The 21592-nt window shown below is 31.2% G+C and carries 22 protein-coding genes; all 22 read left to right on the top strand.

Annotated elements, in window-relative coordinates:
- Nucleotides 1–25: 25 nt before the first annotated feature.
- The 22 genes from FVE77_RS09300 (at nucleotide 26) to atpA (ending at nucleotide 21591) form a co-directional block, all read left to right on the top strand.
- Nucleotides 26–484, top strand: coding sequence for a prepilin-type N-terminal cleavage/methylation domain-containing protein (locus FVE77_RS09300; RefSeq protein ID WP_026746968.1), 459 nt, complete (start codon nucleotides 26–28; stop codon nucleotides 482–484).
- A 40-nt stretch (nucleotides 485–524) separates the two neighbouring features.
- On the top strand, nucleotides 525–1100 hold the full coding sequence (locus FVE77_RS09295) for a hypothetical protein (protein ID WP_232052914.1): 576 nt from the start codon (nucleotides 525–527) through the stop codon (nucleotides 1098–1100).
- A 53-nt stretch (nucleotides 1101–1153) separates the two neighbouring features.
- Nucleotides 1154–2563, top strand: a complete 1410-nt coding sequence (locus tag FVE77_RS09290) for a hypothetical protein (protein ID WP_026746970.1) — start codon at nucleotides 1154–1156, stop codon at nucleotides 2561–2563.
- Between the two features lie 103 nt (nucleotides 2564–2666).
- Nucleotides 2667–3233, top strand: coding sequence for a hypothetical protein (locus FVE77_RS09285; RefSeq protein ID WP_026746971.1), 567 nt, complete (start codon nucleotides 2667–2669; stop codon nucleotides 3231–3233).
- 30 nt (nucleotides 3234–3263) lie between these two features.
- Nucleotides 3264–4448, top strand: a complete 1185-nt coding sequence (locus tag FVE77_RS09280) for a type II secretion system protein GspD (protein WP_026746972.1) — start codon at nucleotides 3264–3266, stop codon at nucleotides 4446–4448.
- 163 nt (nucleotides 4449–4611) lie between these two features.
- On the top strand, nucleotides 4612–5613 hold the full coding sequence (rfaE1, locus tag FVE77_RS09275) for a D-glycero-beta-D-manno-heptose-7-phosphate kinase (protein WP_026746973.1): 1002 nt from the start codon (nucleotides 4612–4614) through the stop codon (nucleotides 5611–5613).
- Between the two features lie 81 nt (nucleotides 5614–5694).
- Complete coding sequence (locus tag FVE77_RS09270; RefSeq protein WP_026746974.1) at nucleotides 5695–6582, top strand: ROK family protein; 888 nt, start codon at nucleotides 5695–5697, stop codon at nucleotides 6580–6582.
- A 37-nt stretch (nucleotides 6583–6619) separates the two neighbouring features.
- On the top strand, nucleotides 6620–7663 hold the full coding sequence (locus FVE77_RS09265; RefSeq protein WP_026746975.1) for a type II secretion system F family protein: 1044 nt from the start codon (nucleotides 6620–6622) through the stop codon (nucleotides 7661–7663).
- Nucleotides 7664–7981: 318 nt separating this feature from the next.
- Entirely contained in the window at nucleotides 7982–8626 is a 645-nt protein-coding gene (locus tag FVE77_RS09260) for an O-methyltransferase (protein WP_026746976.1), read from the top strand.
- 172 nt (nucleotides 8627–8798) lie between these two features.
- Nucleotides 8799–9533, top strand: a complete 735-nt coding sequence (locus FVE77_RS09255; RefSeq protein ID WP_026746977.1) for an endonuclease/exonuclease/phosphatase family protein — start codon at nucleotides 8799–8801, stop codon at nucleotides 9531–9533.
- A gap of 371 nt (nucleotides 9534–9904) precedes the next feature.
- A complete protein-coding gene (gene argC, locus FVE77_RS09250; RefSeq protein ID WP_026746978.1) occupies nucleotides 9905–10954 on the top strand; it encodes an N-acetyl-gamma-glutamyl-phosphate reductase in 1050 nt (349 codons plus the stop codon).
- Nucleotides 10955–10975: 21 nt separating this feature from the next.
- Nucleotides 10976–12208 carry a bifunctional glutamate N-acetyltransferase/amino-acid acetyltransferase ArgJ gene (gene argJ, locus FVE77_RS09245; protein WP_026746979.1) on the top strand — a complete coding sequence of 411 codons (1233 nt, stop codon included), beginning with the start codon at nucleotides 10976–10978 and terminating at the stop codon, nucleotides 12206–12208.
- Between the two features lie 108 nt (nucleotides 12209–12316).
- Nucleotides 12317–13189, top strand: coding sequence for an acetylglutamate kinase (argB, locus tag FVE77_RS09240; RefSeq protein WP_026746980.1), 873 nt, complete (start codon nucleotides 12317–12319; stop codon nucleotides 13187–13189).
- A gap of 28 nt (nucleotides 13190–13217) precedes the next feature.
- Nucleotides 13218–14405 (top strand): aspartate aminotransferase family protein, encoded by a 1188-nt coding sequence (locus FVE77_RS09235; protein WP_026746981.1) that lies wholly within the window; start codon nucleotides 13218–13220, stop codon nucleotides 14403–14405.
- Between the two features lie 88 nt (nucleotides 14406–14493).
- Nucleotides 14494–15042, top strand: a complete 549-nt coding sequence (locus FVE77_RS09230) for a hypothetical protein (RefSeq protein WP_026746982.1) — start codon at nucleotides 14494–14496, stop codon at nucleotides 15040–15042.
- A 16-nt stretch (nucleotides 15043–15058) separates the two neighbouring features.
- Nucleotides 15059–16048 (top strand): ornithine carbamoyltransferase, encoded by a 990-nt coding sequence (argF, locus tag FVE77_RS09225; protein ID WP_026746983.1) that lies wholly within the window; start codon nucleotides 15059–15061, stop codon nucleotides 16046–16048.
- A gap of 103 nt (nucleotides 16049–16151) precedes the next feature.
- Complete coding sequence (locus FVE77_RS09220; RefSeq protein WP_026746984.1) at nucleotides 16152–17396, top strand: glycoside hydrolase family 10 protein; 1245 nt, start codon at nucleotides 16152–16154, stop codon at nucleotides 17394–17396.
- Between the two features lie 264 nt (nucleotides 17397–17660).
- On the top strand, nucleotides 17661–18557 hold the full coding sequence (gene atpB, locus FVE77_RS09215; RefSeq protein WP_006803453.1) for a F0F1 ATP synthase subunit A: 897 nt from the start codon (nucleotides 17661–17663) through the stop codon (nucleotides 18555–18557).
- 132 nt (nucleotides 18558–18689) lie between these two features.
- Nucleotides 18690–18926: an ATP synthase F0 subunit C gene (gene atpE / locus FVE77_RS09210; protein ID WP_006803454.1), complete on the top strand. Its 237-nt coding sequence runs from the start codon at nucleotides 18690–18692 to the stop codon at nucleotides 18924–18926.
- A 117-nt stretch (nucleotides 18927–19043) separates the two neighbouring features.
- On the top strand, nucleotides 19044–19538 hold the full coding sequence (gene atpF / locus FVE77_RS09205; protein WP_006803455.1) for a F0F1 ATP synthase subunit B: 495 nt from the start codon (nucleotides 19044–19046) through the stop codon (nucleotides 19536–19538).
- Nucleotide 19539: 1 nt separating this feature from the next.
- Nucleotides 19540–20067, top strand: a complete 528-nt coding sequence (atpH, locus tag FVE77_RS09200) for an ATP synthase F1 subunit delta (RefSeq protein ID WP_006803456.1) — start codon at nucleotides 19540–19542, stop codon at nucleotides 20065–20067.
- 18 nt (nucleotides 20068–20085) lie between these two features.
- Nucleotides 20086–21591 carry a F0F1 ATP synthase subunit alpha gene (gene atpA, locus FVE77_RS09195; protein ID WP_026746985.1) on the top strand — a complete coding sequence of 502 codons (1506 nt, stop codon included), beginning with the start codon at nucleotides 20086–20088 and terminating at the stop codon, nucleotides 21589–21591.
- Nucleotide 21592: the final 1 nt, after the last annotated feature.

Raw genomic sequence — 21592 nt, 5'->3', positions numbered from 1 at the left:
AAATTAGTTTGTAGGAGGAAAATAAATGAAAAAAAGAGAAGGATATTTATTAGTCGAAATATTAATAAGTATGTTTATATTTTCTGTTCTTGTATTCGTAATTTCTGTGTTCTTAAAACGTGTGGTTATTGTGGAAAAGGCAAAGAAGGATAATCAGAAAATGTATGAGAAAATGTATTTTTCGATGGATAAAATTGTTTTGGATATAAAGAATAGAGATATTCAAGGATTTTCTTATGAAGGAGAGAATAATAATATTTTTGTTAAAGAAAATCAAATAGTTTTTAAATTGAATGAGCTATTTTACAAAATTGAATTTGATAAAGGAAAATTGTATATTTCTGATGCGGAAAATTTGAAAAAGTTTGGAAGTAGAGCTGAAGTTGGAAAATTTCGTGAGGCAAAGTTTGAGAAAGTGGGAGAAGTACTGATTATTAAGTTAAATAGTCATAAAAATGATAGTGTTAGGGCTGTGAGAATTTAAATTGAGGTTTTGGATAATGGGGAATAGATATTTTAGGTTATTGAAAAATATAAAACTTGGGGGAAAAAATAAGAATATAAAAAAAAGAAATGAGGGAGCTAGCCTTGTTTATGTTTTGGTAATTTTGTCAATAATTTCAGCGTTTTCAATTAATTTTGCTTACTATGTGCGACAGAAAAAGGAAATGGTGTTTTTGAAAAGCCAAAAGGAAAATAAAGTTGAGAAGAATTTTTTGATACAGAAGGAAAATCAGAATGTAGAACGAATTTTGAATAAAGGGATTTTATTTGATGGGAATAGATTTTCGATAAATAAGAAGGAACGGTATTTTGACAGTATTCTTAAAAAAAATGGACAAGCTGTTGAGATAAAAAATTTGATTTTTTTAGCAAAAGATATTGAAAGTATTGGGAATTACAAGGTTAAGTCAATAAGGGACAGCAGTGATAATGAATATTCATTACCACTTGAAGAAAATAAGGTTTATAGTGAATTGAAAGTTGTTTTTGCAAGGAAAATTTTGAATGAAGAGATATTGTTTCAGGAAAAGGTAGAATTTAGGAGATTAAGTTCACTAGAAGTGGAAATGAGGGTTTTGGAATCAGGTTTTTTATAGAACTGTTCAAAATGGAATACTTAGAAATAAGATAAAATATTAAAGGGGGAGTGATGGAAGAAAAAATAAAAATATATATAAGAAGAAAAAATAAAATTTATATATATTTTAACGAAGAAATATATTTTTTTGAAAATCAGGAGCTTGAAATGGCTTTAGAGTCGTTTTTTGAGGAAAATCAGATTGAAAAAAACATGAAAGCGACTGTAATTTTACATTTTTCATATTTTTTATTTAGTAATTTTGGAGAAAATGTGGAAAAATCTGATAAAAAAGAAAATAATGTTGAAAAGTTAGAGAAAAAGTCTCTAAATTTGGAAGATATTTCGGAAATTTTTAAGAAAAAGATTAGTTTGGTGAATAGAAAATTGGTTATAAATCATTTGGAAAATCAATTTTTAGATATTTATTTGGATAAAAGGGAGATTAATAAAGTAAAAAATTGCTTGAAAAAATATTCTGTGATAATTTCGGAGCTGAAAATAGATTTTGACGCTGTTTATAATTACTATAGGGACGGAAATTTTGAAATAAATCAGAATGAAAATTTTGAAAATGAAAATAATTTTTTGAAAAATGAAGAAAATTTTCAGAATGTGATAGGAAATTTTGAAGGTATTCAGGAAACAGGAGTTATTGAAAAATTAGATATCGATAGGAATTTTGGTGAAATAGAGGAAATTGATATAAATGAAGAGAGTAGCGATAATCAAGGAATTTTTGATAATGGTGTAAAGTCAGGGAATAAAAGTGATAGAATAGAGATTTTGCAGATTGGGGAAGAAAATAGCCTTAGAATTTTAATTGTGGATGAGAAAATTGCTGAAGTGGAAAAAATTGAGCTGAAAACTGAGGATGTGGATGATGTTGAAAACTTTGATTTTGGAGATATGATAGTTGTTGGAAGTGGAGAAAATGATGTAAAAGTTATATTTGCAGGGGCTGAACTTTCGGATAGTCCTGATTTTATGAAGAAAACGGCAATTTTTGATAAAGAGAGCGTAAAAAATATAAAATTTTCTGATGTTGTTATTGCTGGAATTTGTATCATTGCGTATTTTTGGATTTATAATTCAATTCCACTTCAGAAAAAAACTGTTGAAAATGAAATCATTCAGAAGGAGATAAAATCGCTAGAAAAGGATTATTTGAAGAAAAAGGCTGAGGAAATTCCAGATTATTCAAAGGAGCTTGCCACACTTCGTGAAATTGATGGAGCGATAAAAAGGAGAGAATATTATTCGGTTATAAAATTTTTAGTTGAAAATAGTAAAAATGGTATTGGTTATACGAAAATTAATTATGAGAATACAAAGTGGACTGTACAGGGGGAGATGGAAAATTTTAGTAATTTTGAAAAATTTGAGAATAATATTTTGAGAAAATATCCAAGCTCTGAATTGGGGTATTTGAAGGATAATGACACTGCAACGGTTTTTGAGTATGTACTTGAACCATTTTAAATTGATAAGTATTAAATAGTTTAAGCCAAACGGTCAAAAATGTTTAAGTTTTACTGTGTGATTAAACTTTTTAATAGAATAAAGATATATAGGAAGAAATAAGATGATAAAATTAAATTTGAAGATATTAATACTTGTGGCAGGAGTTGTTTTTATGCTGATAAGTATTAACAAAAAGTATGGGAAATATAAGGAAGTTTTGAATAATAGAAAGATTTTGATTGAGAATAAAAGGAATCTGGAAAGTAAGATTGTAGATGTAGTGGAGGAGAAAAAGTCAGAACGTGAAAGAATTATAGGCGAATACAATCAAATATTGGCATTGACTCAAAGATTATCGTTTTTGTCAATAAAAAATGAATCTGAATTTAAAAAGATGATTTATGTGTTTTCGCATGACAGCGGGCTTAAAATGAAGGAAATCTCAAAATCGGAAAATGTGTGGGAACGCAATGGATATAGGCTTAAATATATTCATTTTACGATGTATGGAAGCCTTAATGATTTTGGAAAATTTATTTATTTTGTGAATAAAAGCAGAAAATATATTGATACTTCCAAAATGTTTATGGAACTCACAAGCGATGGATTTAAAATTTCGCTTGGTTTTATAGAGAAAGTTATAGACAAAAAGAAAATTAATGCTGAAAATAAAGGGAAAATTGCATAAATCATATATTTGAAAGTGGGGATTAAAATTTTGAAAAAAAAGAGAAGTTACAGATTGTTAATTGTTTGCTTTTTGGCTTTTTTGCTTGCTTTGAGTAATGTTTTTGGAGCGAAAGCGGCTGATTATGTGAATAAGAGCGATGTGGAAAATGCTAAAAAAATATTTATTTATGAAGTTCCGAAGAAAGTGCAGGCTGAAAAAAAGGAAAATAGTGATAATAAGAAGAAAAACAGTAATAAAAAGGATAATAAAGATAATAATCCTGTAACTAAAAAAGAGGAAAATAAGAGTCAGGGACAGAATCAGAATAATGTACAGCAGACTGTAAAGGAAGTTAAAAAGAAAACTGGAGAAGTTGACTTGGAATACAGAAATGTAAAGGATATTACCGAGGCACTTAATGGATTTTTTGGATTTGAAGTTATTGGAATTGACAATAAAGTAATTTTTAGTGGAGATGAGAGTAAAGTTGAGGAGATGAAAAGGATTATAAAGTCGCTGGATAAGGAAAAGGAGCAGATTATAATAAAGGGAACTATAATTGATACAAGTTCAAATCTGTTTGAGCGGCTTGGAATTGACTGGAGCATAAATAGTAATAATTCTAATGCGACTAAAGATAATCTGGTGGCAAAATTTTTAAATGGAGAAGTTTCGATTGCGTCAATTTTTTCAAAAGGAGGACGATTTTTAGGAATAGATTTTAATTTGTTGAAGGAAAATGGAGATATACGGATAGAAGCAATGCCGACACTTATGATTATGGAAAATGAGGAAGGGGAATTAAAGGTTACGGAGGAAGTGCTTGTTGGAGAAAAAAAGACTACAAAGAAAGATACAGAATATGTAGAGCCAATTTTTTCTGAAGCAGGTATAGTCTTTAGGATAAATCCTGAAATTAGAAAAATTAATGGAATAAAGAAAATTCTGCTTAAAATTGATACAGAAATAAGCAACTTTAAGCTGACTTCAAGCTATAACGCATCTTCTGGAGCTAAACAAAAGAATCAGACAAAAACAACAATTACGTTGAATAACGGCGGCTCAACTTTTATTGGAGGATTAAAGCAGGATGTGAGCAAGGAAACCATAAGAAGAGTCCCAGTACTATCAAAAATTCCTATAATTGGTCCGCTGTTTAAGTATCGACGTACTAATAGGGAAATGCGGGATATTTATATTGAAATTGAGGCAGTAATTCAAGATAAAACTTAATTAAAAAATAATCATTTTAAACTTTTTTCAGTTCAAATGAAAAACTTTACAAATTATACTGAAAATTTCCAAAATATGTAGTATAATATTAAATAAATACTAAAATTAAAATTATAATTTAAAACAGTAAATTAATGAATTTGAATTTAAGGAAAGGATAAAGATGATTTCAATTCAAAGGCTTGAAGAAATAATAAAAAAATTTAGTAGTGTCAGAATAGCTGTAATTGGTGATATGATGCTAGATGAGTATCTAATTGGGAAGGTTAACAGAATTTCTCCTGAAGCGCCTGTTCCAATTGTGAATATTGAAGAGGAAAGATTTGTATTAGGAGGAGCTTCAAATGTAGCAAATAACTTGACTTCGCTTGAAGCAAAAGTTTTTGTTTACGGAGTAATTGGTAATGATGCAAATGGAGAAAAATTTATAAAGGAGCTTGAAGATAAAAATGTGAATCCTGCTGGAATTGTGAAGGATGAAACACGTCCAACAATTATTAAAAGCAGAGTTTTGTCACAAGGCCAACAGTTACTTAGATTGGATTGGGAAAAAGATACTGATATTTCAGAAGATATTCAAAATCAACTTTTGGAAAATTTTGAAAAAAATATTGAAAATATTGATGCAGTATTGATTTCTGATTACAATAAAGGGTTGCTTACAAAACATTTATCAGAAAGAATTATAGAAGTAGCAAAAAAACATAATAAAAAAGTAATGGTTGATCCAAAACCGCAGAATTTTAAAAATTATGTTGGAGCAACTTCAATGACTCCAAATAGAAAAGAAATTTTGGATTATTTTGGAATGAAAAAATTTACGAGCGAGGAAGAAATTGCTGAAAAAATGGCTCAGTTAAAGGATGATTTAAAACTGGACAGCGTTGTGCTTACTCGAAGTGAAGAGGGAGTTTCGCTGTTTAGAACAAAACATAAGAGGATACCGACTGTGGCAAGGGAAGTTTATGATGTTACAGGGGCTGGAGATACATTTATATCGACATTTTTACTTTCGATATGTGCTGGAGCGGATTTGTATGAGGCTGGGGTAATTGCAAATATGGCATCTGGAATTGTAGTGGCAAAAATAGGAACGGCTACAGCAACGCAAGATGAAATAATAGAATTTTACAAGGATAATGACAATATATTAAAAAATATATAAAAATGAAATGTCCTTTAATTTAAAGGTGTTTTAAAATAAAAAAATACAAATAAAAATTTAAAAAGAAAAGGAAGTGAAATTATGGCAATTATTGCGGCAGTTGAAGCTGGGGGAACAAAATTTATATGTGGATTGGGAACTGAAGACGGAAAAATCATTGACAGAGTAAGTATTCCAACTACAACTCCTGAAGAAACAATGGCACAAGTTATTGAATATTTTAAAGACAAGGAATTTGATGTAATGGGTGTTGGGAGCTTTGGACCGATTGATCCTGTAAAAGGCTCTAAAACTTACGGATATATTACAAAAACTCCAAAGCCTTACTGGAGCGATTATGATTTGATAGGAGAGTTGAAAAAACATTATGATGTTCCAATGGAATTTGATACTGATGTAAATGGAGCGGCGCTTGCGGAAAGCTGGTGGGGTGCTGGAGAAAATTTGAAAAATGTTATGTATATTACTGTTGGAACTGGAATTGGGGCTGGAGCAGTTGTTGATGGTAAAATGCTTCAAGGATTGACTCATCCTGAAATGGGACACATATTCTTGAAAAGACATAAAGACGATAAATTTGAAGGAAGATGCCCTTTCCATAAGGACTGTATGGAAGGAATGGCGGCAGGGCCTGCAATAGAGGACAGATGGGGTAAGAAAGGATTTGAACTTGCCGATAGGGATGAAGTTTGGGACATGGAAGCATATTACTTGGCTCAGGCTGTTGTAAACTACACTTTAATTTTATCTCCACAAAAAATAATTATGGGTGGGGGAGTTATGAAACAGCAGCAATTGTTTCCATTAATTAGAAAATATGTACTGGAATTTTTAAACGGTTATGTTCAAAAAGAGGAAATTTTAGAAAAAATTGAAGATTATGTTGTTTATCCAGGACTTGGGGATGAAGCTGGATTTATCGGATCGATTGCATTGGGAAAAATCGCGTTGGAAAACAGTAAAAAATAATGATTGATTGTAATTAATCAAGGGGGGATTAATTAAAATGATAAATATTGCAAAGAATAATAAAAGTGGAATTAATGAAAAGGAATTGTTATCATTTACTAAAAGTGTATATTATTTATTAAATGGTAAAATTTCACTAATTGATACACTTGAAATTGTTGCACAGAATTATAGTGGAGATTTGAAAAGTAAGATAATTGGTACAAAACAGCAAATTGAAAAGGGAGTTTCTCTTCATAGGGCTTTTTCAAAGATTACTGCAAATAAGGAATTTATGGAAATGATTAAAATTGGGGAAGAAACTGGAAATTTGGAAATAGTTTTTAAGAATCTGTATGAAAAGTACGAGTTTAATCAGAAAATAAAAAAAGATGTGAAAAATTTGAGCATTTATCCAGTAACAGTTATAATTACAGCGTTAATTATTGTATTCATACTGTTAAAATTTGTAGTGCCTAAATTTGTGGTAATTTATTCTGATATTGGTCAGGAATTGCCAGAAGTTACGCAAATTGTTATAAATATTAGTAAAATAACGGATAAATATGGTATTTTTCTTTTAATTGCCATAATTTTTTTATTTTTTGGATTAAAAAATTGGAAAGGAAAAAATGAAAAGAATTTTGAAAAAATTTTTTTAGAAATGAAACTGATTGGGCAAATGTATAAAAATATTTGCATATTGAATTTTACAAGAAATATGTACTCTCTGACAGATGCCAATGTTCCATTGATTCAATCCTTAAAAATGTGTACAAATTCCAAAAGTTATATTTTAAATGAGGAACTGAAAAAAATTATTTTGAAAATAGAAAAGGGTGAGAGTATTCAAAAATCCTTTAAAAATACGACTTTTTTTGATAATGAATACGTAAGTTTCCTTGCAATTGGAGAAAAGACCGGCGAAATGAAAATATCATTTTTTAATTTGAATGAAATTTATTACGAAAAAGTTAGCGAGAAAATAAAATGGTTTTTAAAAATGTTTGAGCCGCTTTCGATAATTTTTATCGGAGTAATTATTGGGCTTATTGTATTTTCAGTTATGCTGCCTATTTTTAAAATGGGGGAAATGCTGTAAATATTAAATTAAAAATATAAAAAATTAAAGTTGGAAACTGGAATTTTAGATTTAACACAAAAATGCTATTCTTTATTAAAATACAGGATTTATTAGGAACTGTTCTTAGCAAAGGGGAGGAAAGGCTTCTTATAAGTGAATAAATAAAATGTATATTTTTAAAAAAGGGGAATAAATTGTTTGGTTTTTCTAAAATAATTTAGATTATAGCAAAGATAGTTTAAAATTTGACTCAAAGATTACAGACATGCCGCTAAAATTTTGGAGGTTTAGTTTTAAATGAATGTCAATATACAATAAAAGAAAAAAGGAAAATTTATGATAGAAAATTTTATAGAATCATCGAAATATGCACAGAATTTGTTTAAAATAAGGAATGAAATTATACAGGATATAAAAAACGAAAGTTTAGATGAAAATGTGCCGATTATTACAGATGAAGTGCTAAATTATATGATTTTTACTGCTAGAAATATAAAGGCTCGAAATATTTTGGAAATTGGTACAGCGACAGGCTATTCGGGGCTATTTTTGGCACAAATCGCTAATGAAAATAGCGGGTTTTTGACAACAATGGAAATTGATGAAATTCGTTATGGAAAAGCTGTGGAAAATTTTGAGAAACTTGGATTATTTGAAAAGAATAAGATGATTTTTGGAGATGCTTTGGAAGAAATTCCGAAACTTGATAAGAATGTGAAATATGATTTTATTTTTATTGATGCGTCAAAAGGTCAGTATTTGAAGTTTTTTGAAATGAGCTATGAACTTCTCAATGAAAATGGAATTATTTTTATTGATAATCTAATGTTTCGTGGACTGGTTGCAACAGATAAGGAAGAAATTCCAAAAAGATATAAGACAATTGCAAAAAGGCTCAAAGAGTTTATAGAAAAGCTAAATGAAGAGTATAATTTTGTACTGCTTCCGTTTGGAGATGGAGTTGGGATAGTAAAAAAATAAATATTCAGTATTAATCACTCAACTTAAAAATTGGATTAAAGATGTGAAAAAAGCAATGGATTGCCTATAGACGGAGTCTAGTTTTCCACTTTTGTTTTAAACTGGAATTGTTATAAAGAGGTTTGAATTTATAATATAATTTTGTAAATATGGGAAAGAGAAGTGAGGAGAAATGAAATTTCTTTTGTATAATATTCGATACGGGACTGGAAAATATTTGAATCAGCCGTTTAAACATATGCGAGGGTATTTGGGACGTTCTGTAAGGCATGTTTATCGGATTGGGAAATTTATTAATAAATATAAGCCTGACATTGTGGGACTTGTAGAAGTTGATCTTGGTTCATTTAGAATGTATAGCAAAAATCAGGCTACACTTCTTGGAAGAATTACTAGAAATAATAATGTTTATCAGTACAAATATGAGGAAGATTCCAACTATATGAAATTTCCAATGGTAAGAAAGCAAGGAAATGCGATACTTTCTAAAAAACCTGTTTTACGGGAAGAATTTCATTATCTGGATATTGGAATGAAAAAATTAATTATTGAGGTGGAAACGGAAGATATTGTGGTGTTTCTAGTTCATTTGGCACTTGGTGGAAAAACGAGACAGAAACAGATTGTACAGCTTTACAATTTTGTGAAAAACTGCAAAAAGCCAGTTATAGTCGCTGGAGATTTTAATGTGTTCTGGGGAGAAGAGGAAATTGAAATGTTTTTACAGGCTTCTAACCTGCAAAATATAAACATAAGGAAAGATCCAACTTTTCCGAGCTGGAATCCAAAGCGGGAACTTGACTTTATACTTTGTTCAAAGGAAATAAAAGTAAAAAGTTATGAAGTTATACAAACTCAGCTTTCAGATCATTTGCCAATACTAGTTGATTTTGAAATTGTAAAATAAAAGATTATAAAAGCTAAAAGATTAATTTTATTAATGATAACATTTAAAACTTATATATTTGATATATTGATTTTAGATTATTTTTCTGCTATAATAGATTTATCAAAAAACAAATTAAAATGATAGGAGGAAAAGATTATGAAAATGATAAGAAGGATAAGGGATAATAAATTTACACAATTAAATTATAAACCCTTGTCAGATGGTGTATAATCATTTTTATAATGGATTCCTGTTTTACATAAAAATTTTACTTTTGCCAATGACCTTTGGGTTGTTGGCTCTTTGTTTTTATATACAATTTGTATAATTTTATTTAGAGCCTGTAAAAAGGGCTTTTTTTTATAAAAAAATGCAGGGAGATGGTAATTATGATAAAAGTTGGAGTTATTGGAGCGACTGGGTATGCTGGGCAGCAGCTTGTATGGATATTGAATAATCATAAAGAAGTGGAGATTGAATTTATTTCTTCGTATTCAAATGCTGGAGAGAATATGGGCGAAGTGTATGCAAATTATAAAAAATATTTTGAGAAGAAATTGATTTCGCAGGAAGAGGCTGAGGAAAATTTTGGAAAAATTGATGTGCTGTTTTTGGCATTGCCGCATGGATTGTCGGAAAAGATAACTAAGAAGGCGCTCGAAAATAATGTAAAAGTTTTTGACTTGGGAGCAGATTTCAGGCTGGATGACTCGGAAACTTATGAAAAATGGTATGATGTTAAGCATGAGTTTCCTGAAATTAATCAGAGTGCAGTTTATGGCTTGCCTGAGCTGAATAGGGGAAGAATAAAGGAAAGTCAAGTTGTTGCCTGTCCCGGGTGTTATCCGACATCGGCGATACTGGGAGCGGCGCCGCTTTTAAAAAATAAAGTTGTAAAAACGGATAAAATAATAATTGATTCAAAATCTGGAGTTTCAGGAGCAGGGAGAAGTGTCAAAATAGATACGATTTTTACAGAAGTAAATGAAAGTTTTAAGGCTTATGGAGTCTTAAAGCATAGACATACGCCTGAAATAAAGCAGGAAATGGATAAATTATCAGAAAACGATATGAATGTAGTGTTTACTCCACATTTATTACCAATAAATAGGGGAATTCTTTCAACAATTTATCTGGAAGTGAATGAAAAATGGAAGGAAAGCTTGACAGAAGAAAAAATTTATGAAATTTATAATGATTTTTATAAAAATGAGTATTTTATAAGGGTTACTGAAAATTTGCCAGAGATAAAAAATGTGAAAAATAGCAATGTTTGTGAAATTGGTGTCCGTTATGACTCAAAAACTGGAAATATTATTGTAATTTCTGCGATTGACAACCTCATAAAAGGTGCAGGGGGGCAAGCTGTTCAAAGTATGAATATTATGTTTGAGCTTGAAGAAAATATGGGGCTGGAATTTTTATCAATGTATATTTAATTTTTAAAAGGAGTGATTTTTATGAAAATAATAAAAGATGGGACAATTACTAATGTTAAAGGGATAAAGGCGGCAGGAATATCGGCACAGTTGAAAAAAAGCGGGAAAAAAGACCTGGCATTGATTTATAGCGGGAAAAAGGCAGTTTCGGCTGCAGTGTTTACAAAAAATCTTGTAAAAGCGGCTCCGATTATTTTAAATATGGAAAATATAAAAAATGGAAATACACAGGCGATTATTGTAAATAGCGGGAATGCTAACTCGTGTACTGGAGAAACTGGACTTGAAAATGCTAAAAAAATGACGGAATTTGCAGCAAATGAGCTGGGACTCAAAAAAGAGGAGATTTTAGTGCAGTCTACTGGAATTATTGGAGTTCAGCTGGATATGAAAAAGATAGAAACTGGAATTAGTAAAATTTGTAAAGAAATATCGAAAGATGGAGGAAATGACGCAGCGGCAGCGATTATGACAACAGATACTTTTACAAAACAAATTTGTGCAGAAATTGAAATAGATGGAAAAACAGTAACAGTTGCGGGAATGGCAAAAGGTTCTGGGATGATACATCCAAATATGGCTACAATGCTGGCTTTTACAGTAACAGATGTAAATATTGAAAAATCGTTGCTGCAAAAAATATTTTCCGAAATCACAGACAGCACATTTAATATGATTTCAGTTGACGGAGATACAAGTACAAATGATATGGCTTGTGTTATTGCTAATGGGGCTTCTGAAAATAAAAAAATTGTAGATGAAAATTCTGAAGGATACAGCAAATTTAAAGAGGCGCTTTATTTTGTGAATCAGGAGCTGGCAAAGCTGATTGCAAAAGACGGGGAAGGGGCGACAAAATTAATTGAAGTTACTGTAACTGGGGCAAAAAGTAAAAAAGACGCACAAAAAGTTGCAAAATCAGTAATAACTTCAAGCCTTTTCAAAGCGGCTGTATTTGGGGAAGATCCAAACTGGGGAAGAATCCTTTGTGCTGTAGGTTATTCTGAAGCAGAACTTATTGTTGATAAAATAAATATTTTTCTCGGAAATGATACTAATGCTTTACAAAAAGGAGTCCAAGTTGCAAAAAATGGCATGGGAATAGAATTTGACAACGAAAAGGCTGTTAAAATTTTGAAAAATGAGAAAGTTGAAATTTTGATTGAACTGAATGATGGAGAGTTTTCTTCGACTGCGTGGGGATGTGACTTGAGTTATGATTATGTGAAAATAAATGCGGAGTACCATACTTAATAATTTTTATAATTTTGAGAATTATTTGTCTGTTAGATTTTTTTAGATGGTTAATTTTTTTAAAAAATTAAAGAAATGAGAAAATTTTGATAAAAAGAAAGGGAAAATATGATTTCAAATTTAGATAAAGCAAAAATTTTAGTAAAAGCGTTACCATTTATAAAAAAGTATCATAATAAAACGATTGTGATTAAATATGGTGGAAGTGCGATGGTCAATCCTGCTGCACGGGAGCAGTTTATTCAAGATATAGTTCTTATGAAATATGTTGGGATAAATCCTGTGATTGTGCATGGTGGCGGACCTGAGATTAATGAAATGCTTCAAAAAATTGGAAAAGAGAGCAAATTTATTGATGGAAATCGTGTAACTGATGAGGAAACTGTGGAGATTGTGGAAATGGTGCTTTCTGGGAAAGTAAATAAAGGAATTGTTGCGGATATTAATAAATATGGCGGAAAAGCTGCTGGACTTAGTGGAAAAGACGGGAATATGGTGTTTGTTGAGAAGAAGTTTGCTGAAGTTGATGGAGAGAAGATTGATATTGGGTTTGTTGGAGAAATTAAGGAAATTAATACGGAAGTAATAAAATTGCTGGAGCCAAATGATGTGATTCCTGTGATTTCGTCTATCGGAGTTGACAAGAATGGTCAGACATACAATATTAATGCCGATTATGTGGCAGGCGCGATTGCTGGGAAATTACAGGCAGATAGATTGGTATTTTTGACAGATGTTGATGGAATTTTACTTGATTATAATAATAAGCAGACGCTTATTGATGAAATTGATGTGAAAAAAGTGAACGATTTAATTGAACGAGAAATTATTAGTGGTGGAATGCTGCCAAAAGTTACGACTTGCCTAGATGCGATTGAAAATGGTGTGGAAAATGTAGTTATTTTAAATGGGAAGCTGGAACATTCATTATTATTGGAGCTGTTTACAGAGGAGGGAGCTGGAACTTTAATAAAAAAATAAATTAAATTTTAGAAGGGAATGAAGAAAAATGTTATTAAATGTGTATAATCGTTATAATAAAATATTTGAAAAAGGAAAAGGAACATATATTTACGACAATGAAGGGAATGAATATTTAGATTTTGTATCGGGAATATCGGTAAACTGTCTGGGGCATGCAAGTCCAGTAATTATAAATGCTTTGACTGAACAAAGTAAAAAATTGATACATATTTCAAATCTTTATTACAGCGAGCCTCAATTAGAGCTGGCAAAAAAACTTACACAAAACAGTGCGATGGAGAAAGTATTTTTTACTAACAGCGGAACAGAAGCAATTGAACTGGCAATAAAAATTGCTCGCAAATACGGTAATAATTTATCGTATGATGAAAATGGAAATAAAATTATTGACAAAACTGAAATAATTTATATGAAAAATTCATTTCATGGACGTTCAACAGGGGCATTGGCAGTAACAGGACAGCCTAAATATCAGAAACCTTTTGAGCCTTTGATTTCCAATGTTGCACAATGTAATTTTAATGATGTGAAAGATTTGAAGGCAAAAGTGAGCGAGAAAACAGCAGCCATAATTTTGGAGCCGATTCAAGGGGAAAGTGGGCTGGAAAGTGCAACGCCTCAATTTATGCAGGCAATAAAGGAACTGAGTGAAAAATATAACGCACTTGTAATTTTTGATGAAATTCAATGCGGAATGGGAAGAACTGGAAAATTGTTTGCTTATGAAAATTTTGAGATTATTCCAGATATTGTCACTGTGGCAAAGTCGCTTGGTGGCGGTGTTCCAATTGGAGCATCTCTTACAAAGGGTAAGGCAAACGATGTTTTAGAGCCTGGAGATCATGGTTCAACTTATGGAGGGAATCCGCTAGTCTGTGCTGTTGCAAATGCTGTTTTGCATGAATTGATTGACAATAAACTGGTTGAAAAGGATGTTGTGGAAAAAGGGAAGTATTCTCTTAAAAAATTGGAAGAATTGAAGGGGAAATATAATTTTATTGAGGAAATTCGTGGGAAAGGTCTGCTTTTGGGAATAAAATTTGACGAAAGCAGAGTCTTGGGAAAAGATGTTGTTTTAAAAGCATTGGAAAGTGGTCTGCTGTTAGTTGGAGCTGGAAATAACGTTGTGAGATTTTTTCCGCCATTTAATGTGAGAAAGGAAGAAATTGATGAGGCAATTTTAATTTTGGACAAAGTTTTAAAAACAATTTAATTTTTTTTAAATAATATTGTAAATTAGAAGTTATTGAGGTAAAATTATATTGAATAAATGAAAAATTATAATTTAAAGGGGAGATTTTATGAAAATTTTTAGAAAAAGTGTGATAATAGCTGTTTTGGTAAGTTTGGTAAGTTTTGGTAATGTAAATGTTGAAAGTAAGATTGCTCAAATTAGGAAAGATTATAAAAGCACTAATGCTATAAAGAATTATATTGTGAAGGAAATTGAAGATGATGAACAGAGTATAGAGGGTGGTGTTATAAGATATTATTTTCAAAATGGAATTGTTAAGAAAATTATAACTGAATATTTTGGTGAAACCTGGAGAGGAACGACGGAGTATTACGTAAAAAATGGAAAAGTTTATTTTATTTTTGATAAAACTGAAAAATATAATGTTCCGTATTATGTGAACGCTGACTGGTATAAAAGAGATAATATGAAAGTTGGAGAAGTTTTTGACAGCAGAAAATCAAAAATTTCTGAAAAGAGGTACTATTTTGATGAAAATATGAAATTGATTCGGTATGTTGGAGAGAATAAAAAAATTGTTGAAAATGTGCAAAAATTGAAGGAAATTGAAAAAAATGTGTTAGATGAGTATTTTAGAATAAAAAATAAAAATTAAGAAAAGAGGTAAAGGCATGTTAAAAGGACGTTCGTTTTTAAAATTATTAGACTTTACAACAGAAGAATTACAATATTTATTGAATTTAGCAAAAAAATTGAAGGAAGATAAGAAAAATAAGACTGAAGAGAAAAAGTTGACTGGTAAAAATATTGCATTGATTTTTGAAAAGACTTCGACACGGACTAGATGTGCTTTTGAGGTTGCGGCTTATGATCAGGGGGCGAATGTTACTTATATTGGGCCTTCTACTTCTCAGATGAATGATAAGGAGTCGATTGAGGATACTGCAAAAGTTTTGGGAAGATTTTATGATGGAATTGAGTATCGTGGATATGGACAGAATTTGGTAGAAGCATTGGCCAAACATTCTGGAGTACCTGTATGGAACGGGCTTACGACCGAGTTTCATCCGACACAGGTTTTAGCGGATTTTTTGACTATTTTAGAGAAAAAGGGAACTTTGAAGGGAATTAAGTTTGCGTATCTTGGAGATGGAAAAAATAATATGGCAAGTTCACTTATGATTGGCGCGGCAAAATTTGGGATGGATTTTACAATTGCTGCTCCGAAAGAATATTTTCCAGATAAGGAACTGGCTGAAGCTGCCTTGAAACTGGCTGAAGAAAATGGAGGGCGTGTTTCATTTACCGATGACCGAATTGGTGGAGTTAAGGATGCAGATGTGATTTATACGGATGTCTGGGTGTCTATGGGAGAATCTTACGATGTCTGGGATGAGAGAATAAATAGACTTTCATATTATCAGGTAAATAGCGAGCTTGTAAAACACGCAAAGGAGGACTATTTGTTTATGCATTGCCTTCCTGCATTTCATGACTTGAATACAAAAGTTGCACAGGAAATTGAAAAGAAGTACGGAATTAAGGAAATGGAAGTTACTGATGAAGTGTTCAGAAGTAAAAATTCGGTTGTATTTGATGAGGCTGAAAATAGAATGCATACGATTAAGGCGGTTATGGTGGCAACTTTGGGAGAAGAATAAGAAAAATTGAAAAAATGTAAAAAAATAAGGATAATGTATTGAAAATTTAGGAAAAATGTACTAAAATGATATTGAAGATTTAACATTCAGAAAGGAGATATTGGTGAAATCAATTTTAAAAAAAATATCATTATTAGCAATTACGGTTTTAACGGCGGCGACATTGAATGCCTCTAATATTATAATGGGAAACAACCAAAATGCGTCAAAAGTTAATAATCAGAAAGTAACAAGAAACAGTGAATTAAGAGGAGTATGGGTAGCAAGTGTAAGCAATATTGACTGGCCATCTAAGAAAGGGCTTAGTGTAGAGCAGCAGAAAAGAGAATTTTTAACAATTCTTGACAATGTAAAAAAATGGAATATGAATGCTGTATTTGTACAAATCAAGCCAACAGCTGATGCTTTTTATCCCTCTAAATATTCGCCATGGTCTGAGTATTTGACAGGAACACAAGGAATAAATCCTGGATACGATCCGTTAAAGTTCATGGTGGAAGAAGCGCACAAAAGAGGAATCGAGTTTCACGCATGGTTTAATCCATACAGACTTTCTACATCAAGTTCAAGGGACAGATTGTCAAAAGACAATATTGGGCGTAAAAAACCTGAATGGACAGTGTCTTACGGTGGGCAGTTATACTTAAATCCAGGAATTCCTGAAGTTAATGATTATGTTGTAGACAGTATTGTTGAAGTTGTGAAAAATTATGATGTTGATGGTGTTCATATGGACGATTATTTTTATCCATACAAAGTTAAAAATCAGGAATATCCAGATTCTGCACAGTATCAGAAATATGGAAGTAAATTTGCATCAGTTGGAGACTGGAGAAGAGATAATGTAAATAAATTAGTTGAGAAATTGCATACTTCTATAAAAAAAGAAAATAAGAATGTAGAATTCGGAATAAGTCCGTTTGGAGTATGGAGAAATGCTTCCACTGATCCGTCAAGAGGTTCTGCAACAAAAGCTGGAGTTCAAAATTATGATGATTTATATGCAGATATTTTATTATGGATGAATAAAGGCTGGATAGATTACGTGGCACCGCAAATTTACTGGAATCAAGGGCATAAATCAGCTGAGTACAATACGCTTGTAAAATGGTGGAGCAAATATGCAGGGCAAACGCAAACAGACCTTTATATCGGACAAGCCGCATACAAAGTTAATGATTGGCAAAATGCAAAAGAATTAATAAATCAGGTGAATTTCAACAGAAATTACCCAGAAGTAAAAGGAAGTATATTCTTTAGCTACAAATCATTACTGACAAATCCTAAAAATGCTACAAACAGCTTGGCACAAGGACCTTATTCTAATAATGGCAATCAGGAATTTTAGTATCTGAATTTAGAAAAAATCAGTATTATTGAAGTTGTTATGACTTTGGTGATACTGATTTTTTTTGTAAAAAGAATTAGAACGTGTAAAAAGTAATATAAATAATTTGTTATTTTTATAGATAAATGTTCTAAAAATCCCTTAAATAAAGAATTTTTCCCAATATTAATAAAATTTGCAAAATGAATTTAATTGGAGTATAATAATTGTATGTAACAAAGAATATTAAATCTTTGCTCAAAGTTGAGAGAAAGGAGGGAGATAATGAAAAATAAAATTTTTAAATTTTTGGGATTCTTATTTCTTATGATGGTTATTGTAAATGTGATTTTATCAATTATTTCTACATTTTTACCAGTAAAATTTGAGTCTCCAAGTTCGGTTGTAGAAGCACCGCATTATTTTAATTTTGTTTTTGGGAACTTTAAATTTTCGTTAAGCCAGACAGTTCTTGATACGTGGGCAATTATGATTATAATTATATTTATTGTAAGAGCTGGAACAAAGAATATAAGTGTTGAAAAACCTGGAAAAATGCAGATTGTTATGGAAGAATACTATCATTTTATTGAAAATACTTTTTTGACTACTTTTGGAAAACATAAAAAAACTTATATACCGTTTTTTGCAGCACTGTTTGCATTTATAATGTTTTCAAATTTAAGTACTTTCTTATTTCCATTTATTATGATGGCAGTAAAGGAAAATGGGATTAGAACGGTAAAACCGTTTTTTAGAACGCCGACAGCAGATCCAAATACTACAATTGGATTATCACTTGTTGTAATTGTTGTCTTTTTGGCAGTTTCTATAAAGCAAAAAAGTCTAAAAGGGTATATAAAATCACTATTTGAGCCAATGTGGTTTATGTTTCCGTTAAATGTAGTTGATATTTTTTCAAAAGTGTTAAATACTTCAATGCGGCTTTTTGGAAATATGCTTGCAGGACTTGTAATTGTAGGACTGCTATATAGCCTTGTTGGACGTGGATTGCTTCAGTCAATGACAAATAATATGTTGAAGGGAAGTTTTTCGTTTTCGGTTGGATGGCCGATGTTAATACAGCTTTATCTGGATTTATTCATTGGAATAGTGCAGGCATTTGTATTTACAATACTTTCATCAGTTTATATCGGTGAAGCGTTGGGAGAAGAGGAATAAAAATAGATTTGTAGTTCTTTTATATGTTCAAAGTCAATGAAATTAAGATTTTGTATAAATAAGAGAATTATAATAAATTATAGTTTTTTAAAATAAAAAAATAAAAATAATATAAATTAGGAGGATTAAAGAATGGAAGGAATAGTTCAAGCGGCAGCTTTATTAGGAGCGGGAATTGCAGCAGTAGGAGGAATTGGAGCAGGATTAGGGCAAGGGATAGCAACTGGTTATGCAGTAGAGGCAGTGTCAAGACAGCCTGAAGCTAAACAGGACATTATGCAGACATTAATCACAGGGCTTGCGATTACAGAGTCATCAGCAATTTATGCGTTGGTAATAGCTTTCTTATTGATTTTCTTAAAAGGGTAATAAAAAATATCCAGTATTTTTAGAATCAGAAAAAATAAAATAATATTGTTATGAAAGTTATTATAAAGTAAGAATAAAAAGAAACAAAATAGGGTTAATGTAAATTAAGGAGAAAAAATGAATGAAGGAGCAAAATTAGTAAACATCGATTTTACGATGGCTATTCAAATAATAAACTTTATAGTGTTAATCTATTTTTTTTCACGGGCTTTTTCAAAAAAAATTGGTAAAGTGCTTGAGGACAGAAAAAAATTAGCTTTGTCTGAAATGGAAATCGTTGAGAACGAAAAGGAAAAACTGGAAGAACAGAAAAAATTAATGGAAAAACTGAAAAAAGAATCTAAAAGACGTGCTAATGACATTTTGATAAAAGCTGAAAGACAGGCGGATGACAGAAAAGATCAGATTATATCGCAGGCTATGAGCAATCGTGAAAGAATGATGATGAAAGCAGAAGCTGACATTGAAAAAATGCGACAAAATGCCAAATTTGAACTTCAAAAGGAAGTTGGGGAAATGGCAGTTGAACTTGCAGAAAAAATCATCAAAGAAAATATTGACGAAAAACAGGATGGAACTATTAACAAGTTTATTAATGAGATAGGAGATTAGAATGGCTAATGATGAGATTGCAAAAAGATATGCATCGGCAATTTACAATATAGCAAAATCTTCTGACAGTATAAATGAAGTTAGGGAAGTATTAAATATTCTTATGGAAAATTACGAGGAAGAAGAGGAATTTAGAAAAATTTTGGAAGATCCTTTGAAAAAATTTCCAGAAAAAGAAAAATTTTTAGAAAAATCATTTAATCATGTGACAAAAGAAGCGCTTGGAATAGTAAAATATATTGTGAGAAAACAGCGATTATCACTTGTCAGTGATATAAAAGAATATTTTTTAAAACTTTACTACGAAGAAAACAATAAACTTCCAATAACCGCTATATTTGCAAAGGAGCTATCGGAAACGCAAAGAGAACAGTTAATAAAAAAACTTGAAAACAAATATGGTAAAAAAATCGTTTTGAATCTTAAAGTTGATAAGGAAATAATCGGTGGAGGAATTTTAAAAATTGGAAATGAAGTTATTAACGGTTCAATAAAAAATCAGATTGAGGAAATAAAGAAAAATTTTTAGAAACGGAGGTGCTTTTCTTTGAGAATCAAGCCAGAAGAAATAAGTAAAATAATCCGAAGCGAAATTGAAAATTACAAAAGTTCACTGGATATTTCCAACACTGGAACGGTCTTGGAAGTGGGAGATGGAATTGCCAGAATCTACGGATTAAGCGACGCTATGGCAGGAGAGCTTTTGGAGTTTGAAAATGGAACAGTCGGAATGGCACTAAACTTGGAAGAAAGTAATATTGGAGCAGTAATTTTTGGAAAGACACAAGGAATAAAAGAAGGAAGTATAGTAAAAGGATTGGGAAAAGTAGCTGAAGTTCCAGCTGGAAATGAGATGCTTGGAAGAGTAGTCGATGCGCTTGGAAATCCTATTGATGGAAAAGGGACAATAACAGCTGATAAATACATGCCAATTGAGAGACAGGCGTCAGGAATTATCGCAAGAAAACCTGTTACACAGCCTATGCAGACAGGAATAAAGGCAATAGACGGAATGTTTCCGATTGGAAAAGGACAAAGGGAATTAATAATTGGAGACAGACAGACAGGTAAGACGGCAATTGCGATTGACTCTATTATAAATCAAAAAAATAACGATGTTATATGCGTTTATGTAGCAATTGGACAGAAAAGATCTACAGTTGCACAAATTTATAAAAAACTTGAAGAGGCAGGTGCATTGGAATATACGATTATTGTTGCAGCTACTGCCTCAGAATCAGCACCACTTCAATATTTAGCACCATATTCAGGGGTTGCTATGGGTGAATATTTTATGGATCAAGGAAAAGATGTGCTAATAGTTTATGATGATTTGTCAAAACATGCGGTAGCTTACCGTGAAATGTCATTACTGTTGAAAAGACCGCCAGGAAGGGAAGCGTATCCAGGAGACGTTTTCTATCTTCACTCAAGACTTCTTGAAAGAGCAGCAAAATTAAGCGACAAACTGGGTGGAGGTTCAATTACAGCACTTCCAATTGTAGAAACACAGGCTGGGGATATTTCGGCATATATTCCGACAAATGTTATTTCAATAACAGATGGACAAATATTCTTGGAAACAGATTTATTTAATTCAGGATTCAGACCAGCGATAAATGCAGGAGTTTCTGTATCAAGGGTTGGAGGAGCAGCACAAATTAAGGCTATGAAACAAGTTGCTTCGAAAGTAAAACTGGAACTTGCCCAATACAATGAATTATTAGCATTTACGCAGTTTGGATCAGATTTGGATAAAGCAACTAGAGATCAGCTTAACCGTGGATCTAAAATTATGGAAGTATTAAAGCAGCCACAATATACTCCATTTAAAGTTCAGGAACAAGTAATTTCGTTTTACTGTGTAACAAATGGATATTTTGATGATGTTCCAACTGAAAAAGTCAGAACATTTGAAAAAGATCTGATAGAAGCACTTAAAAATAATTCAGAAATTTTAACTGAAATTCGTGAGAAGAAAGAATTAGACGATGAAATGAAAAGCAGACTAGATGAATTTATAACGAACTTTAAAAAAGAATATGTGTGGTAAA

Source organism: Leptotrichia hofstadii, from assembly GCF_007990525.1.
Classification (GTDB): Bacteria; Fusobacteriota; Fusobacteriia; order Fusobacteriales; family Leptotrichiaceae; genus Leptotrichia; species Leptotrichia hofstadii.
This window is presented reverse-complemented; position numbering and strand designations above follow the sequence as displayed.